Source organism: Hymenobacter puniceus (genome assembly GCF_014333525.1).
Classification (GTDB): domain Bacteria; phylum Bacteroidota; class Bacteroidia; order Cytophagales; family Hymenobacteraceae; genus Hymenobacter.
This window is the reverse complement of record NZ_JACSCX010000003.1, coordinates 832,808-848,235: the sequence shown is the minus strand read 5'-3', so window position 1 is coordinate 848,235 and position 15,428 is coordinate 832,808. Positions and strand designations below refer to the sequence as shown.

The following is a 15,428-nucleotide window of genomic DNA, read 5'->3' as shown; positions in this document are numbered from 1 at the left end:
TGTGGGCGAGGACGATTTCCTTTGCCGGTCATCACAAACTCCCGGTTGGCCAGGTACTGTTCGAACTGGGCAGGCGAAAGGGCGGGCTTGAGGTTGTTTTCAAACTGGGCCACCGCTGCGTCCTTGTACTGGTCCCGGTCCCGCACGAGCGTCTCGGCGTACTGGCGCACAGCATCGCGCTGCCCGTTGTTGAGGCCGCCTACCAGCTGCTCCAGTCGGGTTACAATGGCACTGGCAGACTCAGCCTGCGTACGCGGGCCAGTTGCGGCTTGTGGGCGAGGACGATTTCCTTTGCCGGTCATCACAAACTCCCGGTTGGCCAGGTACTGTTCGAACTGGGCAGGCGAAAGGGCGGGCTTGAGGTTGTTTTCAAACTGGGCCACCGCTGCGTCCTTGTACTGGTCCCGGTCCCGCACGAGCGTCTCGGCGTACTGGCGCACAGCATCGCGCTGCCCGTTGTTGAGGCCGCCTACCACCTGCTCCAGCCGATTGGTAATGCCAGCCGCAGCGCCAGCCTGGGTTTGGGCAATGGCAGCGGTGGGGGTTACTATTGGCACAACCAATGCACTAGCGAATCCTATTTGAGCAAAGGAAACTGTGCAGGCCAGCCGCTTAATAAGTTGGGTGGTTTTCATAAACAAGACGGTATAACGGGAAAAAGGCGTGAACAAAATTGTGTACCGGTATCATTTTGAGACAGGCATCAGAACTTTGGACCCCTGATACGGAAGCGGTAAAAATTTGCTGTGATTTTATGGAGAGTTTATAAAATAAATAGAAGTATAGTCGTGCGGCCACTTTCAAACGGAGTGTCGGTTGGTTGGAATGCCACGTTACAACTATCCATTATGTGCCTTCTTCCTTTTTAAACTTGAAAGCCCTGTGGTCTGGCATGTGCGCCAGTTGATTGCCGAAGGACATACACATATAGGGCAGCTAAGCAGAGCCAATTCGCTATTCCAGGATCAGCCAAGTGCTGATGATAGTATCTGGTGCATCCAATGACAGAAGCGCTTGGCTCCCGTCGAGCAGACCTTCGATCTTGAACACCTTTTCGCCGCCTCACTGATCTACTTGGCGGTCCATTTGCGGCACACGAATAGGGGAGCGGCTGTTGCTGATGGCTGAATATGCATTAATTGGGAAGGCAGAAAGAGTATGGCTTTCCCCCTCACGCTTTTGGATAATGCCCATACGTTCGTTCCAGCTTCTTAAACCAGTCAGCTGCGGGACTTCTAGTATCGAATTGGGAGACTTTGTGCCATGATCAATTCATAAGTGCTAGCTGTAGTTGCTTTTGGCAATATATAGTCAACGCTACTCTTAGGAGAGAAGATGGTAGCAACATGAACCCTGTTAGGGAACAGGTGGGATAGAAAAAAGGCCCCTTCCTGTGTCAGGAAGGGGCCTTTTTTGTGTAGCGGGGACGAGAGTTGAATTGGTTGCTACTCTTGCCAAAGCCCATTTGCACGCTGTAGAGGCAGGTTTTGAAGCGGCGGCGATGCAGGTTTTGAGCACGTTTGTGATAAAACTGTGACGTTATCACAGCCTGTTTGGCGGGCTGTCAGGGGCAATACTACCACCTGATCGGGCAATTTACGCAAACACGTTTCTGCGGCCACTGGCAGCACCAGTTCCAGCGCCCAGCCTAGCTCATCGTGCGAAAGGCTCTGCGCGGCCGTGGGGCGGCTGGAAAGGGAAAGCACTATACAATAAAAGGCAGATACAGCCAGTTAAAGAGGCCTCGCCCTCGCCGGCTGGCTGCGGCTGGCGGGGCTATCTGTGTCACTCATCTTTTACCTATTCTATCCATGCATACTTTTCTTTGCCGCGGGCTGCTCGGAAGCGCCCTGCTGCTGGGCGGCGCCACCGGTGCGCAGGCGCAGCTCACCTTTGGCCCGCGGGTGGGCCTGAACGCTACCACTATCCACTATGACTTCGGTGATTACCGGGAGCCGGAAACCCGCCTGCGCACGGGCCTGCAGGCGGGCCTGAGCCTGAACGCGCAGTTTGGCAAGCTGGCCGTGCAGCCCTCACTGCTATTTACCCAGCGCGGGGGCAAGAGTACGGCCACAGGCTCGCTTACCTATGCCGGCGATACCACCCGCGCGTTCGAATTCCGCAACACGACCCGCCTGCATTATCTGGAGCTGCCCGTGAACCTGGTCTATAGCACGAAGGGCGCGCAGGGCGGGTTTCAGGTGTTTGCCGGCCCGTATGTGGCCCTGGGGCTAAACGGCCGGACGAACTCGGATATGGACTTCACCACTCAGGCTGGCGCGCAGCGCACTACCTCCTCCGGTACCTTGTCCCAAAGCGTCAGCTTTACCAACAAGCGCGGAAAGGTCAGCCACGTGGAATACCTGCAGGCGCTGGATGCGGGCCTCAACTTCGGGGTAGGCTACAAGCTAAACGGGCTGCAGGCGCAGCTGGGCTACGGGCTGGGGCTGCGCAACATGATCCTGGATTACCCGGACGGGCAGCAGCCGATGCCGGAAGGGAAATCCTACAACCGCGGCCTGCACTTCTCGCTGGCTTATTTCCTCGGCTAAGCTGGGTAGTGAGTATACAAAAAGGCTTGCCAGAACATCTGGCAAGCCTTTTTGTTGGGCAGCCGGGCGCCGATTACCGGCGCGGGCGCTTGAGCAGGTAGCGGTGGGGCTCGCCCCCGGCGGGCATGATTTCCCAGCCCTGGGCGGCCAGGAAGTTGAGCACGGCGGCCTGATCGACAAAGATCTTGTCGCGGCCGTCCTCTTCGTAGTTTTTGAGCTTGGGGTTGGGCGTCACGCCATCGATGAGGATGAGCTTGCAGTTGCTGAGCGTTCCGGAAAGATTGATGTAGGCGACGCCGTAGTGGAAAGGGGCAGCAGAGGCGGCCAGTACCTCGCTCGGTGTCTGGGCCAGGGCAGCGGAGAGCGAAGTAGTCAGCAGCAGCAGGGAGAGGAGAGGACGACGCATAGAGGAAGATGGGAGTAGTGGATAAGGTGAACGATGCGTCGGCGCGCAAATACTGCTCCAGAATGCGGGAATACGAGGTTGCAAGCCCGGCAAGAGTAGAAAAAGAAACCGGCAGCTACTCAAACAGCCATGGCCAAACTCCGGCTAAAAGCGAGTCGCCAACGGCGAAGTAACTAATAATTTTAGTAAAAATATAGCTAATAATTTTAGTCGGGCGTATACTTGCGCAAACCATTCTCTTTTTTGCGATGTGTCAGGTAGTTGTAATTCCCGTGTTGCGCAAGCCCGCGTGGTTTCGTTTTTATGATATTCGGGTGCCGGCGGGCTTTCCCTCGCCGGCCGAGGACCACCAGAACCTGAAGCTGGATCTGAACCGGCTGCTGCTGCCGCATCCCGACGCCTCGTACCTGGTGCGGGTGATGGGCGACTCGATGACCGGCGGCGAGTCGGGCATTCGGGACGGGGCGCTGCTGGCCGTGGACTGTCTGCTCGAGCCGCAAACCAACGACGTGGTGATTGCCGCCGTCGCGGGGGAGTTTACGGTCAAGCGCCTGGTGAAGCGGCGCAACGACGCCTGGTTTCTGGTGCCCGACAACCCGTCGTACCCGGAAATTGCCATCAACGCGCCCGATATCTTCGACGTGTGGGGCGTGGTGACGCACGTGGTGACCGAAACCCGGCGCGGGCGGCTGAGCAGCCATTTGCGCGTCAACTGAGCGGCGCATGTTTGCCTTGGTTGATTGCAACAACTTCTACGTGAGTTGCGAGCGGGCCTTTCAGCCCCAGCTGCTGGGCCAGCCCGTGGTGGTACTCTCCAACAACGACGGCTGCGTGATTTCCCGCTCGCAGGAAGCCAAGGACCTGGGCATTGGCATGGGCGAGCCCTACTTCAAGCTCCGGGACGTGGTGCGCCGCCACCAGGTGCAGGTGCTCTCGAGCAACTACGCCCTCTACGGCGATATGAGCGGGCGGGTGATGCACTACCTGGCCTCGGTGGCCCCGGAAGTGGAGGTGTACTCCATCGACGAGTGCTTCCTGGACCTGCACGGCCTGGAGCGCTACCACGGCCCGCTGGCCACGCTGGCGGCCGGCTGGCGCGAGCAGGTGCGCCGGCGCACGCACATTCCCGTCTGCATCGGCATCGGGCCCACCAAGACGCTCGCGAAGCTCGCCAACCGCCTGGCCAAAAAGCTGCCGGCGCTCAGCGGCGTGCTGCACCTGGACTCCGACGAGCGCCGGCAGTGGGCGCTGGAGCAGGTAGGGGTGGAGGACGTGTGGGGCATCGGGGGCCAGTACGCGCAGAAGCTCTACGCCCAGGGCATTTGCACGGCCGCGCAGCTGGCCGGCCAGAGCGAAGCCTGGGCGCGCCGAAACCTGGGCGGGGTGGTGGGCGCGCGGCTGGTGCGCGAGCTGCAGGGCACGCCCTGCCAGCAGCTGGCCCTGAGCGAGGACGGCAGCCGGCGCCGGCAGAGCCTGGCCTGCACGCGCACGTTTGCCGAGCCGCTCAGTGACTTTGCCACCGTGGCGGCGGCCGTGGCCTACTTTGCCAGCAAGGCGGCTGTGAAGCTGCGCCGGCAGGGCTCGGCGGCGAGTGTGCTCACGGTGTTTATCAGCAAAAGCCGCTACGGCACCGAGCCGCCCCCGCACACGCGTTCGGCGGTGCTCACGCTGCCCACGGCCACCAGCGACACGAGCGAGCTGCTGCGCCACGCCAAAGCGGCCCTGAAGCGGCTCTGGGAGCCGGGCGGCGTGTACCGCAAGGCCGGCGTGGTGCTCGACGGGCTGGAGACGGCCGGCCAGCAGCAGCTACTACTGTTTGAGCCCAACGAGCAGGCCGAGCGCCGAGCCACGCTCATGGCCGAGCTGGACAAGGTCAACGCGCGGTTCGGAGCGGGCAAGGTGCGCTTTGCCGCCGCCATGCCGGCAAAAGGGGAGATGGTCATGCCTTGGGTGGGGCAGCACCAGTTCCAGAGCCCGGCCTATACGACCGTGTGGGAGGATTTGCTGTGTATTCGGTGATTATCAAAATTTAAGATTGCTCAATAATAGGTGTTTATTCTCTAAATCAAATTATTAGTTAATGCTCGGAATATATGATGCGCAAAGTGTAAAAAGTTTAGATACAATTGTTTTAAAATTGATTTTTTGTTATTTCATCATGATTATAAAGATGGACAAATTGATGAAGTCGCTCTAAATTCGATTCAGGGATATAGAAAACATCTTCTTGGTAAGGAAGGAGTTCGTCATTTGCAATTAAATCTATTGATTTCTTATATAAGTAATCAACGTCAAAATATTTTTTGATGTTTTTGTACTCGTCTTTTGTTATGTTTCCATGAAACGGCTTATTGCCAATTGTGCCTTGAATTGCTAGATTGCGAAAAAGTGAAAGCAATTCATTAGGGTCTTTAGATATTCTTCTTTTGATATTTTCGTCGGCCCTATCCTGTATGGAACTCCTATGCCATAACTCAAGGAAATAATAAATATCTGTATTATATAGCGTATACCATGGTGTCTTGGTATTGATATTAAGCATTTTGCTTATTAAAACATTGGTTAATATGACAAAATTGTCATCAGTTATAATACCCCTTATTTTTGTAAATCCATCTAAACTAACATGAATTAAAACTCTTTCTAGATCCTTAACAAAGGAAAATGGCATTTCAAAAGATTTGCTCGATTCTATAAGATGTAGTATATTATTGATTTTTAATTCGTCAGGAATTAATTCCAAATATAATAATAGCAGGTCGTTTGCTGGGCTTACTATTCTCATTGCCCTTCTGGTGAAGGTTCTGTTTTTGAAAGATGTTTCAAGGCCTGTGATTAGATAAAAATAATTATTAGCATTAGTGATATTAACCAAATCTACGCTTTGTTTTGCGCGCAATCTTCGCAGAAACTCTTCGTCGTTGGACTGCTCGATTATTTTTATTGCAATGGTATTAGCTGCTGTTAAATTATTTTCATTAATGCTTTTATATAATTGGTTAAGTAAGTTATCTGGTACTTCTCCTTTCTGTACTGCATACGAAAAGTATCTTTTGAAGTAGTAATGAGAAGCTATCGACTGTTTTTCGTAAAGCTCATCATCACTAGATGGCAAACTTTCTAAATGAATTGACCTTATAAAATCCGCAAAAGCACTTTTTAGTTTAGGGAATAGCAGGCATACAAGGGTTAATGATTCGCCAAAATCAGCGCCATTCTTACCAAACTTACTCTCATAGTTTTTCTTTAAATCGTTTATGCTAGCACCTTTTAATGTGCCAGTGATATTGTTATGATTGTCAGATATGAGCTTATATGACTCTGGGTAAAATACATGTAGAGCTTCAATAAGCATTAAATCCACTGCATTAGCTTCGCCGGATAATATTGGTAAAATAACGGATAGGATATTATAATATCTAATCACGTGGCGCGGAGTGGTGATGCGAGGTAAAATACTGTCTCGAATCGCTGTTTCAAAACGATTCATATCCGTGTTTGTTATCTGTGCATTTGTTGATGAAATCACTTCTGATATTTTATCATAGAAAAAAGAGTACATCGTATCCTCTTGAATCTTGGGAAGATAAAGAGGAACTTGAATTATTTTCTCTAAAAAATTTCTACCAGATTTTTCAATATCGTCACCACCATACATTTCTCCGATAGATCTAGATACGACAGATTCATCGAATGAGAGTATGTATGTAACGTAATCAAAATTAGCAGTTAATTTAACTAGTCTAAAAATGGTTTGTATTTCATATTTATTTAACCTGTCAATATCATCAATTATAACTACTATGCTTTTTTTTTCTGTGCGAAGAAATGTTTCAATTCTACTTTTTAATTCATTTAGAGTTGTTTCTGCAAGTAATTCTCCTATTTTCTTAAGGTGTGCCCCTGGCTCCGTAGCAACTGCTCCATCAAAGAATTCGAGTTTTGGTATAACAGCTTCTGCGTATTGAGCAATTATTTCCCCTGCTCGTTCACCTTTTGTCTTTAAAGATTTATTTAGAGTGTATGCTAATTCCGTAAAAAAACCCTTGAGCAATAAATCTTCTCCGTCTAGCCTCCAAGGATTATAAGATACAGTTATGATATTTTTGGATGTTAGTTGGGTTTTAATAAAGTTCAGTACAGAAGATTTGCCTTCACCCCAAGGCCCATACAGACCTATGACTAAACTTTCTGGATTTTTCCTTAATTGAATCGTTTCTGCAATTCTATGTGCAAAATCAGAGCGTTCAAACCTGTCTTGCTCTATTTTCTCAACTGGTTTGTCCGTTAAGTAAGGATTGTTATTATTGTTGTTATTTTTCATATCATTGTCTTTATTTCAGTATGACTTGTGTAAAATATACTCTTATGATTTTTCTTCCGAAGAAGGATTAGTTCAATAAATTGTTATTGAGTACGGCTAATAAAATTGAGCACTCCCTGATACATAAGTTGTACTTGCTCGATCGTATAGTCGCCATATTTTCCATGTGCAGCTTTGTTGCGAAGGTCAAGCCATGCAGTTATACTTTTTTGGTCTAATAATGTATAAATTCCAGCTTTAACTAAATCTACATTTAGTTGATCTGCCTTCTTAGGTACGTTATCAGTACCTTTTAATACAGTCGTATTAATTTTGTTTTTTTGGCATAATTGGCGTAGATGTTCTTCTAAAACAGAGCCAGTCATCACGGCTGCTGGATCTTTATATTTCTCTTCCAACAGGTGTTGTGCCATATCTAGGAAGTCAGTAAAGATTTCAGCACTTACGAGAGTTCTAAATGTAACTAGCCATCCGTTAGCAACCTCATGCTTAATTACGTCAAGTATGCTAAGACCTGCTTCAACATCCCTTACATTGTCACGGTCAACAGCATTAACAAAACCAAGATAGTATGCGTGGTTTTCGCCATAAAGCTGAGCTATAAGAGCTCGGCTGACAGCATTGAAAGCAGCTAAATCAGCTTGGCTAACGTAGTGCGATCCATTGTATTCGGAATACTGCTTATTGCGTATAGCTATATTCCCTTTGTCAATAGCGAAGTTAAGTCGGGCATTTAATTCGGTGCTGTTCATTGGGGTTTTTATATGATGCGTTTAGAGAGGGTTAATTAATTTGGTGCCTACTGGCCCGTAGCCTCCCCAGTCACTGGCCGGCGCAGTAGGTCGCGGATGATGATGGCAACAGAGGCGATACGGGGGATAAGCGAAATCATGAACAGCGCGAACTGGGGTGTGTAGTTCGGTAGCCGCAACTCAGAGAAGTGGATGAGGGGCTTGATAAACCCATAGAGCGTTACCAGGATGACCAGCACCTTGGCCCAATAGTACCCGCGCCAAACTGCCCACAAGACTAGGCCAATTGGTACAGCCATGATGAGCACGCCAATCAAGGTGCCTATAGAAAACCGGAAGCTGCTATGTGGTGTCGGGTAAAGTGCTTTCGCCAGCAGGGCAATGCCAAAGCTGATAAGAATATACCATACAGCGCGATGATCATTCCGAGGGATAGTAACTGCCATGTCAGTTCACCCGGTTATGCCCGCCCTGCGCACCGCCTAAGGCTGGATCATGGCGTGTAAAAAGTCCTTTTAGCATGACGATAGTGACAGCTAAAGCAGCGACAAGTTGGGGTACGCTTCTGAGCATCCAGAGTGTGTCCCCCATCATTCCATATACTGCTGGTACTATTTCATAAACCAGATACAGAGTGTATAGGATGAAAATAACCTTAGCCCATAGTTTGCCTGCCCGGATGAAATAACCGAAACCAGCCATGAGCGCCAACGTCAGCCCAAGGGAAATGAAGTATGCGATTGTAGGGCCAAAATCGTCTCTGGAGAATGTGAAATTTTCCTCCAGAATTTGGTGGCTGAGATGCACGAAAATGGCTATAAGCAACCAGAGGAAGTAGAAATTAGCCGCTAGAATATTGTTTTTACGGGTGCTGATATTCATACCTAAGGTTAATAATCACTCTCAATTATAGCCAGCTACGCCCCCTTACGAAGCAACGCTAGCACCTCTTCCTTAGCCGCCAACAACTCATCCTTAGCTTCGAGAAGCTGCCTGAGCTGCTCAACCTCCCGGCGTAGGGCTTCCTTCTCGTAGTCAGTAGCGTCATCCGGACGCTTGGCATCCACTACCTGTACCTCACCGGCCCCGGTAAGGAACATTTCGCCCTTGCCGAGTAGGAGCCAGGCCGGATTAATTCGTTCAACTGCACTAATGATGGAGGCAACATACTCTGCACTCGGCTTTGAGCCTCTGTCCAAGTAAGTCCTGGTAGTGGCGTCATTAACTCCCACCATCATACTGAAACGTCGGGTATTGACCCCCAATGCATCAATCAAAATTTTAAGACGCTGATTGATAGATGTTTCAGTCATTTTTAATTCAATTGTTGTAAAATCCTTTGTTCAAGTGTTTTACTTTTTGATTCATTTGAACGTATGTTTGTACGGGTTCACCGCCGCTGCCAAGTACGGCTGCCTCGGCTGAAACCTGCCAAACACGATGGAAGACACCGCCCCGTACTGCCTGCCGGAGAACCTGTTGCACCTGAGCGAGCCGATTGCTGCGCTGCTGCGGGAGCGAGGCTATGCCTGCACCCAGGTATTTGACCCCACCGGGGCCGTGTCGGTGCTCGGCACCCGCGTCGGCCCCGAGGGGCAACTCTGCGAGGCGCATTACCAGCTGGACCCCGCCACCGGCGAGCATGTGCTGCGGCTGCGCACCCGCGTGCTGGGCGCCTTGCCCACCGCCGAGGCCTGCTTTCTTATTCAGGCGCCCGACCAATGCGCTAGCGTACTCGCCGCGTGGGAGCAGGTGCGGGCGCTGGTGGCCTTGCCGGCTGCCAGAGCTGGTGCAGCAGCGTCAACCCCTCCAGCAGCAGCAGGCGCTCCTCTTCCCAACTGCGGTGCGCGTGGGGCGAGGGAGCCAGCAGCTCGAGCAGCTCATCGGCCCGGTACGGCACGTGCGGCTCCTGCGGCAGGTAGGTAAACAGAAACACGCGCGCCTGCTCCAGCACACTGTCGCTGCCCGCATCGCCCACGTCGGTGGCCTCGGCCAACGCCTGGCCAAGGATACTGAGGTGGGAAGCAAGGGCGTCAGCAGTCATCGGCAAACACATACATACGAGTTTCAAATCTACTCTTTTTCCCCATTCTCATGACGGAAAAGCAGAAATACTACGCCCTGCTCTCTTTGGTGTGCGAGATCCTGCCGCACTACGCCGTGGACCGGGCCATTCGCGCCGGCTACGGGCAGCAGTACGCCTCGGCCGCCACGCGCCTGGGCCACGTCAAGCAGGGCAAGGTGGCCCACCTGCCCGACCTGGTGGCGCTCGTGGAGGCCGCCATGCCCGAGTACGCCATTCCGGCGCACCTGCGCCCGAGCGAGACGCCGCAGCTCCAGCCCTGATTCCAGTCCTGATTTCTCCCGGGCTGCATCTGCCAGTCCTGTTTCTCTCACTTCCTATTTCGCCTTTTGCTATGCACTCGACTGCTATGCACCTGAACACCGACCCGCCGCAGCCCGCTCGCCGCCCGTGCCTGCGCGATTTGGCCACGCTCACCACGACGCTCTTGCCCCCGGCCGTGGTGATGCTGGTGCCGCTCGCCGAGCTGGAGCGCCGCTGCCACGAAATCAACGTCACCAACCCGCGCTACCGCGAGGAAACGCCCCTGGTGCTCTCCTACGAGTACCGCCGCCGCGACCAGCTCAGCGGCGCGCTGCGCCTGGCCGGTCAGTCCGGCGGCACCCCGCTTGTAGAAGACAGCCAACCCGCCTCCCGCGCATGAAAAAGGGCATGGAAAAGGTTTTCGACACCCCCGTATCGCTCACCGACGCCCGCACCGGCAAGCGCGTGCGCGTGCAGGCGCTGCCCGCCGGTTGCGCCCTGGTGCCCACGCCCGAGCCCATCCTGGGCTACACCTACCAGCGCGGCCACCTGACGGTGTACGTCAGCGGCACGATGCCCCCGGCCATGCGCACGGCCCAGCAGGAGGGAAGCCTCGCGGAGGAAACGCTGCTGGTGCCCGCGCTGCCGGCCGGCATCCGCGAAATCGACCTCACCGACTGCCGCCGCGAGTTTCAGCTGCTGCTGCCCCTTGCGGCCTAGCACTCGCCAACGCGCCCCGATCATGCGTGCTGCCCCCGCCCGCTCTGGGGCCTCCACTGCTCTTTCCGTCGACTTGATTTTCCTGCGTCGCCATGAGTTCTAACGAGTCTATTGCCGCCCCCTACACGCTCAGCCAGGCCCTGGCCGTCGTGTTCGGCACGCCGCCCTTCGGCACGGAGTACACCACTGAGCACGTGGGCAAGGTGCTGGGCAAGCTGCTGGGCTACAGTGTGGCCGAGGCTGAGCTACTGGCTGAGCTGCGCGCGGCCCCCTACGCCACGCCCAAGCCCGGTCGGGGCAAGTACCTGCTCAAATGGCGCTTCACCCGCGCCGAGCCGGCGCTTACCCCCGCGCCGGCCCGCGCCAGCCGCTCGCAAAGCCCGCGCAAATACGCGCCCCAGCGCGAGCGGCCCATTTCTGCCAGCATGAAGCTCAAACGCTAAGCCTACTTTTTAAGTCTTCTTTTTCTATGCCTACGCCCATTCATCACCTCTACGCCGCGCTCAGCTCCCCCCTGCGTGATGTGGCCGAGCAACTGGCCGACAACCTGGCCCGGCCCGTCGTGCTGCAGGACATTGCCGCGCTGCCGGCCCCCGATACCCAGCGCCCCACGCGCCAGCAGCTGCGCGCCGAGCTGGGCGTGCTGCGCGAGCAGCTCGACACGGTGGTCTACCTGCTGGGCGTGGGTGAGAGCCAGCCGCGCCGCTACGCGCAGGAAATCGAGCTGCTCCAGGCTGACCGCACCCGCATCGAAGGCCTGGTCGCGGGCCTCGAGCAGCAACTGGCCGCCCCGGCCCGGCGGCAGGAAGGAGGGCTGGTCGCATGATCCTGGCCCTGAACCTGCCACCGGCCCCCGATGCCGCCCGCCTGCGTCAGCTGCGCCGCGACCAGCGCTCGGTGACCCGGGAGCTGGACGAGCTAGTGCTCGCGCAGCAGGCGCTGCCGCCCAGCACGCCCCGCGCCGAGCGCCAGCGCCTGCTGCTGCGCGAGCAGCAACTCAGCGAGCAGCTGCGCAACGTGTGCCGGAGCCTGCACCAGCTCACGCGCGCGGCCCACCGGCCGCCCTTCGCGCTGGCTGGCTAGGCCGCTGCGGCCATTACCACATCAGATACTCCTCGTCGCCCCCTGGGGGCGGCCCACACGGGTCCGGCGTCGCAGCCGGCCGGGGAGCGGGGGTCAGCGCCTTTTGCTGCTGCCCGGCTGCCGGCCCTGGCCAGGAACACCCGCCTGTCAGGACCACCGACGCCACCTTGTACCCAACACCGCTTACCTACGACCTCACTCGCCGCTCTTTCCCCACCGTTCCAATCACCGCTTCATGACGCGCCCGACGCTCTTACCGCTCGACAGCATTCGCCTGTCCTGGCATCGCCTTGTCGAAAATCTGCGCCAGCAGCAGGCCCCGAAGCTGCACCAGCGCCGCGCCCACCAGGTGCTCGGCGTGGCGCGGCCCGCGGCCACAATCCTCACCCGCCCCAAGGCCGTGTGCGACGGGGGCAAGGAAACCGGACTGCTGCTCATTCACATGGTGCGCCGCATGGTCACGCGGCTGCTCAGCCAGGCAGTGCTCGGCGAGGCGCTCGTGGGCCCCGACGGCCGCTTCCGGCTGCCGCCGCTGGCCGTCAACGCGCGCCAGCTCATGGAGCGCCGCGGCCTGTCGGAAGTCACCATGCGCGCCCACCTGCGCCAGCTGCAGCAGGCCGGGCTGATCGTGGCCCGCAAGTTTCGCGGCACGCGCGCCAACTTTCACGTGTGGATAGACCCCGCTTTTGTGTGGGAAGTGCCGGTGGAAAGCCCTGCTGCGGCCGAGGAGGCTGATTCGACTGCCCCGCCGGCCGGCCTTTTTTTCGGCCCCAACCATAAGAATCTTTCGCTTACTGAGGTTCTTGAACCACTAGAATCTCAGCAAGAGAAAGTAGGGCAAGTGGATAAGTCGCTACCCGGCCAAAAAACTGGAACCCCCTTACTGGAACCGGGGGGTCGCGCCGAGGGGGCTGGCGCCGCCGGCCAGGCGGCGAAAGGGCGGCACGGGGGGCGCGCGGCGGCCCGCGTGGCCCGTCAGGCCCCGCTGGCGCCGGATGCCGCCCTGACGGCCCGCAAGGCCCGGGCCGGGGCCTACGTCGCGCGGTTTTTCCAGTATGCGCGCACCCTGCTTTTCGACCAGCTGCCGCCGTTTTCCGAGCTCGAGCAGCAGTGGGCCAAGCTCGCCATCTGGGAAGGGCAGTACCGGCCGGCGCTGGAGCAGGCCCCCGAGCAGCACTGGGACCGGATCCACGAGCTGCTGCTGCAGCGCGTGGACCTGGCCCGCGAGTACTTCCAGCGCCACCCCGAGCACTACCCGGCCTTGCCCTGGGCGGAAATCCACCAGGGCCGCGGCTACTTCGACGCCGGCAACATGAACGGCTTTGACCGTACCCGCCTCTGGCTGGCCAGGAAAATCAACCGCAAGCAGGGCGGCCTCACGGCTCTGGACAAGGCGCTACATGCGGCCGAGCGCGAAATTCAGCAGCGCCGCGCCCTGGACCAGGGCCTGAAGGTGCAGGCCTCGGACCGGGCCAAGCGCCTCTCGCTGGAAACCCTGCACTGGACTCACCGCACGCTGCTGCGGCGCCTGGCCGGCGAGGAAGGTTTGTTTCGCCTCGCTGCCCGCCTCGAGCAGCTGGGCCTGGTGCGCGCCTGACCCGCTGCTTGGCCGCTTTTGATTCGCGCTTACTTCCCCATTTTCTCTCACGTTTCACGTTCAGCCCATGCTTGCCAACTCCGCTAACACTGCCAGTTCCTCAACGCCCGTGGCCGCCACCAGCTGGCCGGCCACGGCCCTGACCCGCGCCTGGGTGGTGTGGGAGAACGGGTACAAGAAAACGTTTCATTCCTACGACACCAGCGGCCGCTACCAGGTCGACGATGCGCGCCGCTACGGCATCCGGGGCTTTCGCAGCCGGGTGCTCGAAAAAGTGTGGCCGTCGCCCATCAAGGAAATGATTGTTTACGACAACCAGACCGGCGCCCGGCTGGAAGTGTGGGTGTCGAAGGGTGTGCGCCTGGTGTAAGGAGCCTGGTAGAATGCACCTGCGATGAACTCTGCGACCTATTCCGGTATGAACCTGCGCGCGCTCGACCAGAAGCTGCCGCTGCACCGCGACGAGGCCCGGGCCCTGCACGATGCGCTGGGCCTCTACCACCGGCACCTGACCTGGCTCAGTGGCCACCGGCCATTGTACCTGGCCGAAACGATGAGCATCCGGGTCACGCTGCGCGTGCATGAGCGCCTGGCAAAGCTGCTGGCAGGGGAGTGGCCCCGCACCCGCGAGCGGCACCTCAAGCCCCGCCAGTGGCGCGTGGAGTTCGACGAGCTGCTGCAGCTCAACGCCCTTCTGGTAGAAGGCACCCTGTTCGCGGCTGAGAGCAGCTACGAGTCCGCCTTCAACTGCCTCTACGGCAAGCTCAACCAGAAGGCGCTGAACCTGACGGCGCACTTTCGGCTCTGAGTGAAATAGTGAATCGTTAGTTGATAATAGTGCGGTTAGTGGTCAAAAAATCAGGAGTTTATATGGAATTGAAACTTTGGTGTAGCGTTGGATTTTGGCTATCTTGTTTGCCTGCGAACACTGCTTAACTTCCTTGCTGATGGCTATTCTTTCCTGCTGCTGCGGGCCGACCCTAGCGCGGGGGCTGCAGTCCTTTAGCCACGCCCTGCCAGCCAATAGGTTTGCACTATATCCGTTTTATACATGCTGAAAACCCTCGATTTTCCCGTCAAACCGCACGTGCGCAAGTACCTGGACGTGCATTTGGGCGTCGGCCCCTACGTGCTCAGCAACACGGGCCAGTACGGCCGCATGCTGTTTCACTTGATGCGGCGCCAGATCAAGGGCAAGCTGCACCACGCCGGCACGCGCGAGGATTGCACCAGCGTGCTACGGCTGGACCTGCGCAACTTCCCCGTGCACCAGTACGGGCTGACCGAGCTCACGGACTACACCATCTTCCAGTTCAACGACCACGTCGACGAGTTGCTCAAGGAAGAACTCTACACCTGGGTGCGCAAGTGCGTCAACCGCCACACCACCTTCAAGGCCGTCATCACCGACTTCATGGCCGGCTACGACCTGCGCGAGGAAGACATCCAGTACGAGACGCTGCGCAAGGCCGTGCAGCGCAACGTGAACCTGCCGGCGCTGAAAAAGAAACGCGGAAAATCGGTAGTAAATCTGTCCCAGAAAACGGCTGATTTGTCTCGTAAAACAGCTGAATTGTCCCACGATTCGGTCGGTTTGTCCCGCTACGCTGAGGTACGCTCTCTGCGTCAGCAACTTATGCGTGAGTCGGGCGGCTCTTCTGTGTAGCG

At 56.3% G+C, this 15,428-nt stretch carries 21 protein-coding genes; 13 read left to right on the top strand and 8 right to left on the bottom strand.

Features of this window, described 5'->3' with window-relative positions:
* A partial coding sequence (locus H8B14_RS12345) for a hypothetical protein (protein ID WP_187315929.1) occupies positions 1-557 on the bottom strand: 557 nt, incomplete at its 3' end.
* Positions 558-1,811: 1,254 nt separating this feature from the next.
* Between H8B14_RS12345 and H8B14_RS12340 the strand changes: the two genes are divergently transcribed.
* A complete protein-coding gene (locus H8B14_RS12340) occupies positions 1,812-2,552 on the top strand; it encodes a porin family protein (RefSeq protein WP_187315928.1) in 741 nt (246 codons plus the stop codon).
* A 73-nt stretch (positions 2,553-2,625) separates the two neighbouring features.
* Here the strand turns inward: H8B14_RS12340 and H8B14_RS12335 are convergent, their stop codons facing one another.
* Entirely contained in the window at positions 2,626-2,958 is a 333-nt protein-coding gene (locus H8B14_RS12335) for a hypothetical protein (RefSeq protein WP_187315927.1), read from the bottom strand.
* 272 nt (positions 2,959-3,230) lie between these two features.
* Here H8B14_RS12335 and H8B14_RS12330 point away from each other — a divergent pair, with 272 nt between their 5' ends.
* Positions 3,231-3,674 (top strand): LexA family protein, encoded by a 444-nt coding sequence (locus H8B14_RS12330; RefSeq protein ID WP_315984824.1) that lies wholly within the window; start codon positions 3,231-3,233, stop codon positions 3,672-3,674.
* A 7-nt stretch (positions 3,675-3,681) separates the two neighbouring features.
* Positions 3,682-4,977, top strand: a complete 1,296-nt coding sequence (locus tag H8B14_RS12325; protein WP_187315925.1) for a Y-family DNA polymerase — start codon at positions 3,682-3,684, stop codon at positions 4,975-4,977.
* Positions 4,978-5,089: 112 nt separating this feature from the next.
* On the opposite strand, the gene H8B14_RS12320 is transcribed toward H8B14_RS12325, so the two are convergent.
* The 6 genes from H8B14_RS12320 to H8B14_RS12295 all read right to left on the bottom strand — a co-directional run bounded on the left by H8B14_RS12320 (position 5,090) and on the right by H8B14_RS12295 (position 10,078).
* Complete coding sequence (locus tag H8B14_RS12320; RefSeq protein WP_187315924.1) at positions 5,090-7,282, bottom strand: KAP family P-loop NTPase fold protein; 2,193 nt, start codon at positions 7,280-7,282, stop codon at positions 5,090-5,092.
* A gap of 83 nt (positions 7,283-7,365) precedes the next feature.
* On the bottom strand, positions 7,366-8,034 hold the full coding sequence (locus H8B14_RS12315) for a hypothetical protein (protein WP_187315923.1): 669 nt from the start codon (positions 8,032-8,034) through the stop codon (positions 7,366-7,368).
* Between the two features lie 47 nt (positions 8,035-8,081).
* The gene (locus H8B14_RS12310) at positions 8,082-8,273 is read right to left on the bottom strand and encodes a hypothetical protein (RefSeq protein WP_187315922.1); all 192 of its coding nucleotides are present in this window, start codon (positions 8,271-8,273) and stop codon (positions 8,082-8,084) included.
* 208 nt (positions 8,274-8,481) lie between these two features.
* Complete coding sequence (locus tag H8B14_RS12305; RefSeq protein ID WP_187315921.1) at positions 8,482-8,916, bottom strand: hypothetical protein; 435 nt, start codon at positions 8,914-8,916, stop codon at positions 8,482-8,484.
* Positions 8,917-8,951: 35 nt separating this feature from the next.
* Entirely contained in the window at positions 8,952-9,347 is a 396-nt protein-coding gene (locus H8B14_RS12300; protein WP_187315920.1) for a hypothetical protein, read from the bottom strand.
* A 413-nt stretch (positions 9,348-9,760) separates the two neighbouring features.
* Positions 9,761-10,078 carry a hypothetical protein gene (locus H8B14_RS12295; RefSeq protein WP_187315919.1) on the bottom strand — a complete coding sequence of 106 codons (318 nt, stop codon included), beginning with the start codon at positions 10,076-10,078 and terminating at the stop codon, positions 9,761-9,763.
* An 89-nt stretch (positions 10,079-10,167) separates the two neighbouring features.
* On the opposite strand from H8B14_RS12295, the gene H8B14_RS12290 reads away from it, so the two are divergent.
* The 10 genes from H8B14_RS12290 (at position 10,168) to H8B14_RS12245 (ending at position 15,426) form a co-directional block, all read left to right on the top strand.
* Positions 10,168-10,380 carry a hypothetical protein gene (locus tag H8B14_RS12290; protein ID WP_187315918.1) on the top strand — a complete coding sequence of 71 codons (213 nt, stop codon included), beginning with the start codon at positions 10,168-10,170 and terminating at the stop codon, positions 10,378-10,380.
* Between the two features lie 71 nt (positions 10,381-10,451).
* A complete protein-coding gene (locus H8B14_RS12285; RefSeq protein ID WP_187315917.1) occupies positions 10,452-10,760 on the top strand; it encodes a hypothetical protein in 309 nt (102 codons plus the stop codon).
* Complete coding sequence (locus tag H8B14_RS12280) at positions 10,757-11,080, top strand: hypothetical protein (RefSeq protein WP_187315916.1); 324 nt, start codon at positions 10,757-10,759, stop codon at positions 11,078-11,080. Before H8B14_RS12285 ends, H8B14_RS12280 begins: the two co-directional genes overlap by 4 nt.
* Before the next feature lie 92 nt (positions 11,081-11,172).
* On the top strand, positions 11,173-11,523 hold the full coding sequence (locus H8B14_RS12275; protein ID WP_187315915.1) for a hypothetical protein: 351 nt from the start codon (positions 11,173-11,175) through the stop codon (positions 11,521-11,523).
* Between the two features lie 26 nt (positions 11,524-11,549).
* Positions 11,550-11,906 (top strand): hypothetical protein, encoded by a 357-nt coding sequence (locus tag H8B14_RS12270; protein ID WP_187315914.1) that lies wholly within the window; start codon positions 11,550-11,552, stop codon positions 11,904-11,906.
* Positions 11,903-12,163 (top strand): hypothetical protein, encoded by a 261-nt coding sequence (locus tag H8B14_RS12265; RefSeq protein WP_187315913.1) that lies wholly within the window; start codon positions 11,903-11,905, stop codon positions 12,161-12,163. The genes H8B14_RS12270 and H8B14_RS12265 overlap by 4 nt, the downstream gene beginning before the upstream one ends.
* 235 nt (positions 12,164-12,398) lie before the next feature.
* A complete protein-coding gene (locus H8B14_RS12260) occupies positions 12,399-13,760 on the top strand; it encodes a helix-turn-helix domain-containing protein (protein WP_187315912.1) in 1,362 nt (453 codons plus the stop codon).
* A 67-nt stretch (positions 13,761-13,827) separates the two neighbouring features.
* Positions 13,828-14,130 (top strand): hypothetical protein, encoded by a 303-nt coding sequence (locus tag H8B14_RS12255; RefSeq protein ID WP_187315911.1) that lies wholly within the window; start codon positions 13,828-13,830, stop codon positions 14,128-14,130.
* A gap of 24 nt (positions 14,131-14,154) precedes the next feature.
* Positions 14,155-14,568 carry a hypothetical protein gene (locus H8B14_RS12250; protein WP_187315910.1) on the top strand — a complete coding sequence of 138 codons (414 nt, stop codon included), beginning with the start codon at positions 14,155-14,157 and terminating at the stop codon, positions 14,566-14,568.
* A gap of 243 nt (positions 14,569-14,811) precedes the next feature.
* Entirely contained in the window at positions 14,812-15,426 is a 615-nt protein-coding gene (locus H8B14_RS12245; protein WP_187315909.1) for a hypothetical protein, read from the top strand.
* The last annotated feature ends 2 nt before the right edge of the window (positions 15,427-15,428 follow it).